The organism is Paenibacillus phytorum, assembly GCF_013141715.1.
GTDB lineage: Bacteria > Bacillota > Bacilli > Paenibacillales > NBRC-103111 > Paenibacillus_E > Paenibacillus_E phytorum.
Genome location: NZ_WHOA01000125.1, coordinates 58,802 through 73,195, shown reverse-complemented (window position 1 = coordinate 73,195; position 14,394 = coordinate 58,802). Strand labels below are relative to the sequence as shown.

Here is a 14,394-nt window from a genome sequence, read left to right as displayed (position 1 = left end):
TATCCGTTCAGGGGGAGTGTCCACGTGAATGACGAGCGTTTTCAAAAGACAGAACTCACTGTCTGGGTAGGTATTGCTGGCAATATAGCTCTTGCCTGTCTCAATGTTATTGTTGGGTTTATGTCGCAGAGTAAAGCACTTCTCGCTGACGCGGTACATTCAGCATCTGAGGCAGTAAGTTCATCTTCAGCATTAATTAAACAAAGAACCGAAGAAGCGGCGCCTCAAGAAGCTTACCCCAATCGTCATGATAAGAAGATATCTATCACATCCATTTTAATGTCGATTGTTATTTTAGTCCTAGGTGTTGAACTGGGTATCTCTACCATCAAATCCATATGGGTTGACGTCGAGCATGCTCCTAAGGTGTACGCTCTTGTTGCAATTGGCATTTCGCTCTTGGTAAAAGAGATTATGTTTCAATATACATACAGGATAGGCAAGCGTTTAGGATCTCAGGAATTAATTGCTAATAGCTGGGGACACCGTTCCGATATATACTCTTCTATTGTAGCTCTTGTTGGTGTACTAGGAGCTTTAATGGGCAAATACCTAAACATATCTTTTCTTTATTATTTGGATTCACTTGCGGGATTATTTATATCTCTAATGGTATTGAAGATGGGGTATTCGTTACTTAAGGAAGCTTTACATACGAAAATGGATTATGTTCTGCTGCAGGAAGATGCCGCTGAATTGATTGCTGCCGTACAGATGATAAAAGGTGTAATAACCGTCGATGACTTGCAAGCAAGGGAACATGGCCATTATGTCGTTGTCGATATCAAAATAAGCGTGAATCCAAGGGTATCTGTATGGGAAGGGCATGAAATCTCCAAAAAGATCAAACAGCAGTTGATGAAACGATTCCATCATGTTTCCGATGTTTTTGTTCAAGTAAACCCCTATGATGCTGGATATCCTTACAAAAATAATACGGATACCGAGTTAAATGAATTTCCATCCGTTATTCACTAAATAAGCGAAAAAACTATGCTTACGAAGAAAGTTTTGCACAGCAAAACTCTAAGACTATGCTTGCGAAGAAAGTTTTCCATACGGAAAACTCTAAGGAGGACACACCGAGTGCTAGCACCGAAGGCAAGATGGAGCATAGGAAATGCGGATGAAATGCTCGTTGAATCATTTGTGCGCGAGCTGCAGATAGACCCGCTCGTTGCCAGGATGCTTGTTCTTCGAGATATACGCACCGTGCCAGATGCTGAACAATTCTTGCATGGCGGAGTCCACTATTATTTTGACCCGTATCTGCTTGACGGGATGCTCCTAGCTGTAGAACGCATCCGAAAAGCTCTTCAGAATGATGAATTAATACGTGTATATGGTGATTACGATGCAGATGGTGTAAGCAGCACCTCATTGATGGCCCATTTGTTAAAAGGCCTAGGCGCTCGTTTCGATACGTATATCCCTCATCGCATTCGAGAAGGCTATGGGCTGAATCGCTCTGCGATCGAATTAGCCAAAGAACAAGGCGTCACGCTATTAATCACCGTTGACACAGGCATTAGCGCCGTTCAAGAAATAGCCTATTGTCAGGAATTAGGCCTAGATGTTATCGTAACGGATCATCATGAGCCTCCTGAGATACTGCCTCAAGCTTTAGCCGTCATTAATCCGAAGAAGCCAGGTTGCCCATACCCTTTTAAACATCTTGCAGGTGTTGGCGTTGCATTCAAGCTGGCCCATGCCATACTTGATCGATTGCCTGAAGAACTGCTGGAGTTTGCAGCGCTAGGTACGGTTGCTGATTTAATGCCTCTCACGGGGGAGAATCGTTTAATTGTAAAGCAGGGGCTGCTGCGAATGCAGGATTCTACTTATGCAGGATTTCGTTCACTCATTGGTGTATCCGGTATTGAAAATAAGGAAGTGACGGCATCTCATATTGGTTTCTCGCTAGCACCGAGAATTAACGCAAGCGGCCGATTAGAAGCTGCAGATATAGCCGTGAAGCTGCTCACAACATCGGATGAGAAAGAAGCGGAGCAAATTGCCTTTGAACTGGATATGCTGAATAAAGAACGTCAACTTATCGTAGAAGACATGGTGAAAGAAGCTTTTGTTCTAGCCGAACAGCAGCAAGCCAAAGGTTTAGATAAAGTGATAGTTGTCGCTAAGGAACAATGGAACGTCGGTGTTGTCGGTATTGTTGCATCCAAGATTGTAGAGAAATTTTACCGTCCGACCTTAGTGCTAAGCATAGATCCACAGACGGGTATGGCCAAAGGTTCTGCTCGCTCGATTACTGGCTTTGATTTGCACAAAGCTCTGACGGCTTGTGATGAGATGCTCGACCACTACGGTGGCCATCAAGCGGCTGCGGGTATGAGTTTGAATAGCAGTCATTTGGAGGCATTCACTCATAAGATGAACGAACTAGCTGCTGCTGCGTTAACGGAACAGGATTTCATTCCACTTCTGAAAGCCGATGCGGCTTGCAGCTTGTCAGATGTTCCGATTGCAAGTATTGAGCAGTTAGAAAAGCTTGCGCCCTTCGGTATGGGCAATCCTGCACCGAGGTTCATGTTCAACGATTTATCGCTCGGCGATATCCGGACGATGGGCAAGGAGAAACAGCATCTCAAGCTAGCGCTCTCCCAGATTAAGGAAGAAGTAAGCTGCTCAGTGGAAGCTGTCGGCTTCGGCAAAGGAAGCTTGGCTGGTCTGATCGCACCTGCTGCTAAGGTAGACGTGCTGGGAGAGCTTTCAATTAACGAGTGGAACGGTGTAAGGAAGCCGCAAATCATGATGCAGGATCTTCGTATAACGCATATGCAGCTGTTTGATTGGCGTGGAGCAGGACAATTGAGCACAAAGCTTAGCGTACTTCAGAGCACGATTGCTGCGGGGAATGGCAACCGCACACTAATTCCAGCTATCGTTCTGTTTGACGAAGCAGACGCAGCCTTGTTCACTTCAACGGCGTTTCAGTTAGGTGGATCAGTGCCTTATTGGGTTGTTCAAGATAGTGAACAATTACGGCCGGGTAACGAATCAGCCAAGCAATTGGAATTTGCTAACATGCAGGATATTATTTTGTACACGATCCCACGCAGCGTTGCTAGTTTGCAAAGTGTGCTTCATCAGGCCAGTGGAATGATGCGCTGTTATCCAGTATTTGCAGAGCTAGGGCCTGACAGCGGCAGTACCCTGCCATCCCGAGAAATGTTTAAAATGTTGTATGGCACTTTGCAAAAAGAAGGATCGCTGAATGTTCAGGATGTACGATTAATGACCTCGTTTAGTAAACGATCGGGTCTTTCTCCTGCCATGATTCAATTTATTTTATCCGTTTTTGAGGAGCTTGGATTTGTTGAGAAACAAGGCGGCTTCGTTAAACTGCATGCATCACCGGCAAAGAGAGATCTAACAGCATCCCGCTTGTATCAACATAGATTGCATCGCCAGGAAGTTGAATCCATTGTCATGTACTCCTCAGCCAAAGAGCTGGAGGAATGGATTGCCGATCAAATAATAAAAGAAAATCACATTTTGGAGGAAATTATATGAATTTCAAAGAACACATTCGCGTTATCCCGGACTTTCCACAACCAGGCATTCGTTTCAAGGACATCACAACGTTATTGCAAAACGGACCTGTTTATAGAGAAGCTATCAACCAAATGAAAGCATTAATTAAAGAGAAACAAATCGATGTTATTGCGGGTCCTGAAGCACGTGGCTTCGTCATTGGCGCTCCGCTCGCTTATTCACTTGGAGTAGGCTTTATTCCGATTCGTAAAAGTGGCAAATTGCCTGGCGAGACGATTGAGGCTGACTATGCGCTTGAATATGGCAAGGATAAATTAGCCATGCATAAGGATGCTATTAAACCAGGTCAAAAGGTACTGATCGCGGATGATTTACTTGCAACAGGTGGAACGATTCAAACATCGATCGACTTGATTAACCAGCTTGGTGGAGAAGTTGTAGGGGCTGCGTTCTTGATCGAGTTATCCTACTTAGACGGTAGAAGTAAGTTTAATGGGATTGACGTGGTTTCTTTAGTTCAATATTAAAATTAAAAGCCCAGAATCGAATATTAGTGTTCGATTCTTTTTTATACAATGAAAGCTAACAATTCACGAATACTTTCAGTGAATTGGGAGAAAATGCTGCTTTTTGTCGAATGCATGGCGCGAACAGTTGACGTGGAGCCTGCCTTGCAGGCATAATGAATAAAAATCGATTAAAGGGAATGGGTAGATGCATGGGTATAGAGCAGCTGCTGGAGAAGGCCGCCACCTATCTGAAAGAGAATGATTTGCAGAGGATTCGGGAGGCCTATGAATTCGCGGATGAAGCCCATCATGGCCAAGTACGCAAATCGGGTGAGCCCTATATTCTGCATCCACTCGCTGTTGCAGATATATTGGTGAACATGCAGATGGATGTTACATCCATTATTGCTGCACTTCTGCATGATGTCGTTGAAGATACAACAGTTTCACTGGAAACTGTTCTAGATAAATTCGGGAAAACTTGCGCGATGCTAGTGGATGGCTTGACGAAGTTGGAACGGATCAAGTTCAAGTCCAAAGAGGAGCAGCAGAACGAGAACTACCGCAAAATGTTCGTTGCTATGGCGCAGGATATTCGCGTTATCCTTATTAAATTGGCGGACCGTTTGCACAATATGCGCACATTGAAGTACCAATCCGAAGAGAGCCAGCGCCGTATTGCGGAGGAAACGCTGGAGATCTTCTGTCCGATTGCGCATCGACTCGGTATTTCCACGATTAAGTGGGAAATGGAGGATATTGCTCTCCGTTATTTGAATCCGCAGCAGTATTACCGGATCGTAAATCTCATGCAGAAGAAGCGTACTGAGCGTGAGCAATATATTGAGGACGTTATTCACAGCATTAAAGAAAAGCTGGATGAAATGGGCATTCAGGGAGATATTTCCGGAAGACCTAAACATCTTTACAGTATTTATAAAAAAATGAGCTCCCGCGGCAAGCAATTCAATGAGATTTATGATCTCATGGCACTTCGTGTTATTGTTGATGGCATCAAGGACTGCTACGCTTCTTTAGGTATTATTCATACCTTATGGAAACCAATGCCTGGACGTTTCAAGGATTATATTGCGATGCCGAAGCCGAACATGTATCAGTCTTTGCACACGACGGTGATTGGTCCTAAGGGAGAGCCGCTAGAAGTACAGATTCGCACATGGGAGATGCATAGGACTTCAGAGTTCGGTATCGCTGCGCATTGGGCCTACAAAGAAGGCGGATCTGTTGTACCTTCGGGCACTTTCGAGGACAAAATGAGCTGGTTCCGTGAAATTCTGGAGCTGCAGCACGAGACCAATGACGCCTCCGAGTTTATGGAATCCATGAAGATGGATTTCTTCTCAGACCTTGTTTTCGTCTTTACGCCAAAAGGGGAAGTGATCGAGCTTCCTGCCGGCTCTGTGCCGCTGGATTTTGCTTATCGGATTCATACTGAAGTCGGCAATCGCACAATTGGTGCCAAAGTAAATTCCCGGATCGTTCCCTTGGACCACAAGTTGAAAACAGGGGATATTATTGAAATTCTAACTTCTAAGCACTCTTATGGACCTAGTCAGGATTGGATTAAAATCGCGCAATCCTCTCATGCTCGAAGTAAGATCAAGCAGTGGTTTAAGAAAGAGAAACGCGAAGAGAACGTCGAAAAAGGGAAAGACATGATTGAGCGTGAGCTCAAACGATTAGCGATCGATCCACCGACTTTGATGAGTGACGATAAAATGCTTGAAGCCGCGAAGAAGTTTAATTTTAGCGATATTGAAGATATGCTGTCAGCCGTAGGTTTTGGCGGTATTACAGCTGCACAAATATGTACGAAGCTAACGGAGAAACTGCGTAAGGAAGCCGAAGAAGCGCAGGTGCTGAAGCTTACTAGTGAGGTCAAGGAGGTCAAGGCGCAGGCTTCATCCGAACGCAAAAGCCGTCCAACCAACGGTGTTCGGGTCAAAGGCGTCGACAATCTGCTTGTCCGTTTCGCTCGCTGCTGTAATCCTGTACCTGGCGATTTGATTATTGGGTACATCACAAGAGGACGCGGCGTGTCTGTGCATCGTTCTGATTGTACAAACATTCCTACGAGTATGGGGGAAGAGGAACGGGTCATTGAGGTCGATTGGGCCGAAGCTGTCGAATCCAATTTCAACGTAGAGATTGAAATCACAGGTCATGACCGCCGTGGATTCTTAAACGAAGTACTCCAAGCTGTTTCAGAAAGCAAAACGATGATTTCCGCAGTATCCGGGCGATCAGATAAGAATAAGATGGCTACGATTCATATGACCATTTTAATCAAAAATATTGACCATCTGCAGTCCGTTGTTGAGAAAATTAAACGTGTTAAAGATGTTTATTCCGTTCAGCGTATTATGCAAAGCTAACCGATGTTATAAAGTTAAGGAGATTAGGGCAGGTAATGAGAGTAGTTGTTCAGCGTTGTAAACGTGCCGAAGTAACAGTCAATGATGTAACCATTGGTCGTATTGAACAGGGGTTGATGCTCCTTGTCGGGATTACCCATGACGATTCCGAGCAGGATGCGAAGTATTTGGCGGATAAAGTGGCTGGACTGCGTATTTTTGAAGATGAAACCGGCAAAATGAATCTTTCCGTCCTGGAGACGGGAGGACAAATCTTATCCGTTTCGCAGTTTACCTTGTATGGCGATTGCCGTAAAGGGAAACGGCCTAATTTCATGTCAGCGGCAAGACCAGAGCTTGCTGAACCGCTATATGATAAGTTTAATGAGCTGCTAAGGTCTCTAGACATACACGTGGAAACGGGTGCTTTTGGGGAAATGATGGATGTATCTTTGACGAATTGGGGACCTGTTACGTTGGTTATCGACAGCAAATAGGTTGCTCCGAAGGATAATAAGCTAGCTGACTGGTTATACTTAATGTGTATATACTAGCGGTTAGGAGCACCCAGATGCGTCAATCGATCAAACACAGAGCCATGACAGCACCGGAGCAGCAACTGCTCCATACCACACTTGCTGAGCGGATGAGTCAAGCACCTGCGCTTGCTGATCTAGAAATTAGTGCTGAATTCACATCCGAACAAGAAAAGATGAAAAGCATTCCCAAAAAATCCTATCGGTAACCATAAAGCCACGCGTGCTGTTCGTTCAGCCATGCGCGGCTTTATTTGTTAATGCCGCAATATTTCTCTACACGTTCGAAATGTGGTAAACTAACATGTGATGTTTTTTGGCTAGAAATAAATCAACTGCTCCAAGAAGCTTATTACATATTTATCTGGTAAGCCGTATGAAAAGCAGGAGACAAGGTGGGTGCTTTCGTTCCAATGGCAAATTCGAATCGTAACAATTCCACATCCAAAGGATGGCTTTGGTTGATGGGGACATTGATTGTACTTGCGGTGCTGGCAGCTGCAGCATCTCTCTACTATCAGTATAAACACCTTTCACACGGTGAACATAGCTTAAAAAAGCAAGCTATTCAAGAAGTGAAATCAGTAAAGAAAGCCAAAGAGGCATACGACGTCATTGTAGTGGGTACGGACCCTGAGGGGGTTGCTGCTGCCGTTTCGGCTGCTCGTAATGGATTAAGTACACTGCTCGTAGACGGGCGGAATCGGACTATGTTGGGTGGTTTGATGACGCAAGGTGGTCTTAATACGATTGATATGAACTACGCGCCCAAAACGAATCCGCTCAGCAAACATGAGGTGTTTAACAAGGGCTTTTTCTCAGAGTGGTACAGCAAAATCGAAGGTGATTCATTCGATGTTAACACAGCAGCTAATGCTTTCTACGACATGGTTCGTGCGGAGAAAAATATAGATATTTTATTGCAAACGCAAAAAATAGATCCTATTATTGAATCGTCAGGATCTGGAAATGCGAAGTTACAAGGAGCAGCACTAACTTTGTCAGATGGAACCAAACAAACGGTGAAAGCAGCCTCTGTCATCGATGCCACACAAGATGCTGATTTTGCAGCTGCGGCAGGTGTTCCTTTTACATTTGGTCGAGAAGATTTGGGTGATCCTCAGTCTAGAATGGCTGTTACACTTGTTTTTCGTCTTAAAAACATAACTCCAGAAGTATGGAGTCTAATGGCAAAGCGTCTAAATGGAGACGATGACGTGAATTCCGGCGTTAATGAAGTTAGTGTCTGGGGCTATAAAGAAATGAGTAATTATCCACCTCTTAATAAAGAACGTGCTAAAATGCGTGGCTTGAACATGGGAAGAGAGAACGATAATACTGTACTTGTGAACTCATTGCAAATATTTGGCGTAGATACATTTAATCCGAAATCTGTTCAAGATGCTTTTGATATTGCCAATCAAGAATTACCGAATGTGGTTGCCTATATGCAGAAAACTTTCCCTGAGTTTGCGGGAGTGGAGCTAGCGGGGACTGCTTCTGAGTTATATGTGCGTGAAACACGGCATATACAGGGAGAATACCGAATGAACATAGTTGATGTATGTACGAATGGGGATCAATGGGACCGTATTGGCTTCGGTTCTTATCCTGTAGATATCCAACGTGTGACACCAAGTGATTCCGGTAACGTGGTATGTTCTCCGACACAGTACGCTATTCCTTTCCGCAGTATCGTCCCACAGAAGGTGGATGGACTACTTGTTGTCGGTAGAGCGGCTAGTTACGATACGCTTCCGCATGGAAGTGCTCGAGTGATGCCGACTGGAATGGCTGAAGGTGAAGCGGCAGGGGCAGCTGCTATGCTTGCTAAGCAAGAAAAAATGACATTTCGTCAATTAGCTGGATCCAAAGAAGTTATTGCCAAATTGCAGGAACATTTGATTAAACAAGGCATGGAGCTTCAGCCTATTTCAATCAAGCCTCAACCTTTTATGGAACATAAAGCCTATGAAGGTTTGAAATCCGCTCTGATGCTGGGCTTAGCTTCAGGTGCTTATGACAATAATTTTCACTTGGATGACGCGGCCAATCCAAAGCGGATGGTTAATCTCGTCAGTGGCGCGAAGAAGATGAAACCTGATGCCTGGGGCGGGGATGTCAGTCAGGCTATTGCGAATCTGCAAAACGCAGATAAAATACCGCTGACACTAGAACAAGCCAGTTATACAATCACACAAGCATTAGGGTTGAAAGCTACATCTACTGAAGCACAATCCAAGCTAATGGAGAATAAGCTGCTCACAGAAATGACTGTAAAACTTATTGCCGACAAGCAAAAGTTAACGAATGCGGACACGTATTTACTTATTAAAGATTTAAAAGTTGGCGTTACTGGTAAGCCATAGAAGAACGAATAAGAGCCTTAATGCCGCTTTATAGATGTGGCACTAGGGCTCTTAACTTTTAGAAGCTAAGGAAGTTTTTGTGACTGCGCTTACATTCTTACTTTGTTCAGTCTGCGTCCGCAGCATCCTCTTCTGCTTGCACCGAATCTTCCGAATCTTCTTCGGCTGATTCTTCACTTTCCGCTTCGGCGTCCTCCTCGGACACATCCTCAGCTTCTACTTCTTCCTCATCAGATGCTTCTTCTTCCGCTTCCTCAGCTTCGTCCGATTCTTCAATGGCCTCTTCTTCGGCTGTTTCTTCAGCTACTTCTTCTTCAACTTCGGCTTCGGTTTCGGAATCTTCAGAGAAGAGCACCACTAGATCTTGCCGTTCCTCTTGAAACTCGTTTTGTATTGTCATTGTTACAGCCTCCTGATGATAAATTCAAGGCCATCTGCCTTGTTGTACATGTATATGTGAAAATGGTCTGAATATACGGTGAAAATAAATGAAAATGATTGAAAATACGGAGAAAATACTGTAATGAAATTGTAATTTAATTTTCATATCTCTTTAATCAAGAGGGGATATAATAATAGTCGACCCCCTTTAAAATATATATTTATTTGAGGCCTGCAGCCCTTGTGCTGCAGGCTATTTTCTTTACACAAAAAAACCGTCACAGCATGAGCTGGACGGTTTAACATCATTTTCACATCAAAGCATCTAAGGAATATTCACCGGCTCCGATAAGTGCAACACCAACGGCGATAGCAATCAGCGTTAAATTGTATTCATAACCATTGGAAGTTACCCAGTAACCGTTTTTGGCATGAACTTTAATAATAGCACCAAGCATAATCAGTACGATAAGAGCAGCACCTAATGGTGTCCAAAGACCTGCGGCGAAGAGCAACCCACCTGCAATTTCAGCTAAACCTGCAAGAACAGCCATGAGCACACCTGGCTTGATTCCTATTGAATCGAAGAAACCTCCGGTACCTTTGGGACCATAGCCACCAAACCATCCAAATACTTTTTGTGAACCGTGCGCCGCGAATGATAAACCGATCACTAAACGAATAATAAGTAGGCCTAACGCCATCACTAACAACTCCTCGTTTAATATATTTTGTTTAATAACTTACTTTATGTTAGTATATTATTACGAAGCACTTACTTTTGTCAAGCGACTATGCTAAAATTGTTTTTAAGGAGATGATTTATATGGAAGACTATCAACTGTGTCCCAAATTCGAGAATGCTTTTGAACTTCTAGGAAAGCGTTGGACAGGACTTATTGTTCATGTCTTGCTTTCTGGACCGAAGCGCTTTAAAGATATATCAGTTCTCATCCCGAGTATGAGTGATCGCATGCTTTCGGAGAGATTCAAGGAGCTCGAGGCTGCAGAGATCATCATCCGTCATGTATACCCAGAAACGCCGGTTCGAATTGAGTATGAATTAACCGCCAAAGGAAAAGGGCTTAAACCCGTTATGGACGAGTTGCAAAAATGGGCGGACTTACATTAACTAATATAGTGGAGGTATAGGAGGATTAGTACTTCTATCTCTTGACTTTGTATCTGCCAATGTTTACAATAAACAATAATGTAATTCGATACTTTTGTGATCCGTTGAAGGGACAAAGTAAGTCGCCCCCACATAAGCAGAGAAGGAAGTCTAGGCTGCAAGCTTCCTAATGATGAGCGAACGAAAAGACCTCCCCGAGGACCGGCTGGGAAAAGCATATTGGCTGATGTCAACTTGTCTAGTAGCAGTTGTGCGTGTAGCGGGCGTTAACCGTAAAGAGCAGAATTCTGTTTCGTTGCCTCTGGCAAACGATAGCAGGCATTTCTGAATGTGGGTGGTACCACGGGTGAATTTGTTAATCAAATCTCTCGTCCCTGACGTTAGTCGGGGGTGGGAGGTTTTTTTGTTGTTATTTGACAGGAACGACAGATAAGAGGAGGCCCCGCACATGAGCATACAAAAGCCAAAAGGCACACAGGATCTTCTTCCCGGTGAGGTGGAGAAGTGGCAGTACCTAGAGAGCAAAGCTAGAGACTTGTGCCAAAGATTTAATTACAAAGAGATCCGTACGCCGATATTTGAGGAAACCGATCTGTTCATTAGAGGCGTCGGTGAAACGACAGATATCGTGGGTAAAGAAATGTACACCTTTCTCGATAAAGGGGATCGCAGCATGACGCTTCGTCCGGAAGGAACAGCCGGTGTTGTTAGGGCTTATGTTGAGAATAAGCTTTACGGGATTCCGGATTTAACGAAGCTTTATTACGTAGGACCAATGTTCCGCTATGAGCAGCCGCAAGCTGGGAGATATCGCCAGTTCCATCAGTTCGGCATTGAAGCTTTCGGGTCCGTTGATCCAAGCATTGACGCTGAAGTGGTTGCGCTTGGTTATACGTTCTATAAAGAAATTGGTCTTAAGGAAGTAACCGTTGAAATTAATTCCGTTGGCACACCAGCGGTTAGAACGGTTTACCGTGAGAAACTGCAGGAGTTCTTTGCACCTGTCAAGCATTTGCTTTGTAAAGATTGTCAGTCCCGATTTGATCGTAATCCGATGCGTATTCTTGATTGCAAAGTGGATCAAAAGTATGGCGAAGGCGCTCCAGAAATTTTAGATTACTTGGATGAAGAGTGCACGTCGCATTTCGCGCTAGTCCAAGAGCATTTAACAGCGATGGAAATCCCGTATCGGATTAATCCTCGCCTCGTTCGCGGTCTTGATTACTACACGCATACAGCTTTTGAGTACAAAGCGGCCGGGATCGGCGCGATTGATACGATTGGCGGAGGCGGACGCTACAATGGTCTAGTTGAGCAGATTGGCGGCCGTGGCACCGATCAGCCGGGAGTTGGTTTGGGGCTTGGCCTTGAGCGTATTCTGCTCGTACTGCAGGCACAAGGAGTCGAAATTCCGAAGCCAGAGCCGCTCGATGTATATTTGATTGGTCTAGGGGACGCGGCGGAGAAGGAAGTAACGAAACTGCTGCACCAGCTTAGAGTGCAAGGACTGAAAGCGGAGAAAGATTACCAAGGCCGTAAAATGAAGGCACAAATGAAATCAGCTGACCGCTTTCAAGCCACCTATGTGGCGATTCTTGGAGATGACGAATTGGTGCGTGGCGAAATTACGCTGAAGAAGATGGATACAGGCAGTCAATTGACTGTGAGTTTAGCCGATCTTGCTTCGAACGCTGCAAAGACACTTTTCGAATAGATAAACAAAAGGAGAGACTTTGAGCTCCGCTCAAAGATCCCTATATTAGGAGGAAAAATAATCATGATGCTCAAAACACATCATTGTGGGCAGCTTACTAAAGCTCAGGTAGGACAGACAGTTACACTAAACGGATGGGTACAAAGAAGACGTGACTTAGGTGGCGTTCTATTCATCGATCTACGCGATCGCAGCGGGCTTGTACAGACTGTATTTAACCCAGACTTCTCAGGGGATGCACTTGCCATTGCTGACCGCGCTCGTAATGAGTACGTGCTTGCTGTTAAAGGGAAAGTTGTAGAACGTGATGCCGAAACGGTTAACAAAAATATTACAACGGGTGAAATTGAGATTCAGGTAACTGAAATCGAAATTATGAATGCTGCCAAAACACCTCCGTTCTTCATCGAAGACGGCGTTGATGTGGATGAAGCCGTTCGTTTGAAATATCGTTATCTGGATCTACGTCGTCCGGAAATGCAAAAAACATTAATGCTTCGCTCCAAAGCGTCCAAAGTATTCCGTAATTTCTTAGATGATCAAGGATTTGTTGAAGTTGAAACACCGATTTTGACGAAAAGCACACCGGAAGGCGCTCGCGATTACTTGGTGCCAAGCCGCGTGCATCCGGGCGAATTTTTCGCGCTTCCGCAGTCCCCGCAAATCTTTAAACAATTGTTGATGGTTAGTGGTTTGGAGCGTTACTACCAAATCGCACGCTGTTTCCGCGATGAGGATCTTCGTGCAGACCGTCAGCCTGAATTTACACAAGTCGACATTGAGACTTCCTTCATTTCTCAGGATCAACTGCTTGAAATCTTGGAAGAACTCGTAGTCAAATTAATGCAAGAAACAGCTCAAGTTGAAATCCCGCGTCCATTCCAACGTATCACGTATGCGGATGCTATGGCGAAATATGGTTCGGATAAACCGGATCTACGTTTTGGTCTAGAACTTGAAGATGTTTCTGATATCGTTGAAACTTCAGGTGTTCAAGTGTTTGCAAACGTCGTTAAAGGCGGCGGTCAAGTAAAAGCTTTGAACGCTAAAGGTTGCGGCACATGGAGTCGTAAAGAAATCGATGACCTCTTGCCATTCGCAGCACGTTATGGAGCCAAAGGCTTAGCTTGGATTCAAGTGAAAGACGGCGAATTCAAAGGGCCTATCGTGAAATTCTTCAATGAAGCTGAAATTGCCGCGTTAACAGAGCGTTTGGGCGCTGAAGAAGGGGATTTGCTTCTATTCTCCGCTGATAAGAAAAAAGTTGTTGCTGATGTTCTAGGTAACCTTCGTTTGAAAATCGGTCGTGGGCTTGGCCTTATCGATGACTCGAAGTTCAAATATGCTTGGGTAGTGGACTTCCCGCTTCTTGGGTACGACGAAGAAGCCAAACGTTATGTGGCTGAGCATCATCCGTTCACGCGTCCAAATGAAGAAGATGTTCATTACTTCGATACAGACCCAGGTCAAATTCGTGCTCAAGCTTACGATCTTGTCTTGAACGGATACGAAGTGGGTGGCGGTTCGATGCGTATTTACCAACGTGAAGTACAGGAGAAAATGTTCGGTGCGCTGGGCTTTTCCAAAGAAGAAGCTGTTGAGAAGTTCGGCTTCCTTCTTGAAGCTTTTGAATATGGAACACCTCCGCACGGTGGATTTGCTTTTGGTTTCGACCGTTTGGTGATGCTGATCACAGGCCGCACGAATCTCAGAGAAACGATTGCATTCCCGAAAACGGCAAGCGCAACAGACTTGTTGACCGATGCACCGGGGACAGTAGACGACAAACAGCTTGAACAGCTGTCGATTCGCTTAGCGCTTAAGCAGCCTGCTGCTAAAGCCTAAGAACATAGAAGAGGAAG

General features: G+C 44.7%; 12 protein-coding genes. 10 read left to right on the top strand and 2 right to left on the bottom strand.

The window, feature by feature from the left end; all coding sequences use genetic code 11:
• Positions 1 to 24 precede the first annotated feature (24 nt).
• The 7 genes from GC098_RS18555 to GC098_RS18525 all read left to right on the top strand — a co-directional run bounded on the left by GC098_RS18555 (position 25) and on the right by GC098_RS18525 (position 9,305).
• Positions 25 to 978, top strand: a complete 954-nt coding sequence (locus GC098_RS18555; protein WP_171644728.1) for a cation diffusion facilitator family transporter — start codon at positions 25 to 27, stop codon at positions 976 to 978.
• A 108-nt stretch (positions 979 to 1,086) separates the two neighbouring features.
• Complete coding sequence (gene recJ, locus GC098_RS18550) at positions 1,087 to 3,534, top strand: single-stranded-DNA-specific exonuclease RecJ (RefSeq protein WP_171644726.1); 2,448 nt, start codon at positions 1,087 to 1,089, stop codon at positions 3,532 to 3,534.
• Positions 3,531 to 4,043, top strand: coding sequence for an adenine phosphoribosyltransferase (locus GC098_RS18545; RefSeq protein WP_171644724.1), 513 nt, complete (start codon positions 3,531 to 3,533; stop codon positions 4,041 to 4,043). The genes recJ and GC098_RS18545 overlap by 4 nt, the downstream gene beginning before the upstream one ends.
• Positions 4,044 to 4,234: 191 nt before the next feature.
• A complete protein-coding gene (locus tag GC098_RS18540) occupies positions 4,235 to 6,421 on the top strand; it encodes a RelA/SpoT family protein (protein ID WP_171644873.1) in 2,187 nt (728 codons plus the stop codon).
• 35 nt (positions 6,422 to 6,456) lie between these two features.
• Entirely contained in the window at positions 6,457 to 6,897 is a 441-nt protein-coding gene (gene dtd / locus GC098_RS18535) for a D-aminoacyl-tRNA deacylase (protein WP_171644723.1), read from the top strand.
• Between the two features lie 74 nt (positions 6,898 to 6,971).
• Positions 6,972 to 7,145: a hypothetical protein gene (locus GC098_RS18530; RefSeq protein ID WP_171644721.1), complete on the top strand. Its 174-nt coding sequence runs from the start codon at positions 6,972 to 6,974 to the stop codon at positions 7,143 to 7,145.
• A 204-nt stretch (positions 7,146 to 7,349) separates the two neighbouring features.
• Entirely contained in the window at positions 7,350 to 9,305 is a 1,956-nt protein-coding gene (locus tag GC098_RS18525; protein WP_171644719.1) for an FAD-dependent oxidoreductase, read from the top strand.
• 106 nt (positions 9,306 to 9,411) lie between these two features.
• Here GC098_RS18525 and GC098_RS18520 read toward each other — a convergent pair whose 3' ends face one another.
• On the bottom strand, positions 9,412 to 9,705 hold the full coding sequence (locus tag GC098_RS18520; protein WP_171644717.1) for a hypothetical protein: 294 nt from the start codon (positions 9,703 to 9,705) through the stop codon (positions 9,412 to 9,414).
• Positions 9,706 to 9,997: 292 nt separating this feature from the next.
• Positions 9,998 to 10,390 carry a DoxX family protein gene (locus tag GC098_RS18515; protein ID WP_171644715.1) on the bottom strand — a complete coding sequence of 131 codons (393 nt, stop codon included), beginning with the start codon at positions 10,388 to 10,390 and terminating at the stop codon, positions 9,998 to 10,000.
• Between the two features lie 122 nt (positions 10,391 to 10,512).
• Here GC098_RS18515 and GC098_RS18510 point away from each other — a divergent pair, with 122 nt between their 5' ends.
• The 3 genes from GC098_RS18510 (at position 10,513) to aspS (ending at position 14,377) form a co-directional block, all read left to right on the top strand.
• A complete protein-coding gene (locus tag GC098_RS18510; protein WP_056836252.1) occupies positions 10,513 to 10,818 on the top strand; it encodes a winged helix-turn-helix transcriptional regulator in 306 nt (101 codons plus the stop codon).
• A 448-nt stretch (positions 10,819 to 11,266) separates the two neighbouring features.
• Positions 11,267 to 12,532 (top strand): histidine--tRNA ligase, encoded by a 1,266-nt coding sequence (gene hisS, locus GC098_RS18505; RefSeq protein ID WP_171644713.1) that lies wholly within the window; start codon positions 11,267 to 11,269, stop codon positions 12,530 to 12,532.
• Between the two features lie 63 nt (positions 12,533 to 12,595).
• Positions 12,596 to 14,377: an aspartate--tRNA ligase gene (gene aspS, locus GC098_RS18500; protein ID WP_171644711.1), complete on the top strand. Its 1,782-nt coding sequence runs from the start codon at positions 12,596 to 12,598 to the stop codon at positions 14,375 to 14,377.
• The last annotated feature ends 17 nt before the right edge of the window (positions 14,378 to 14,394 follow it).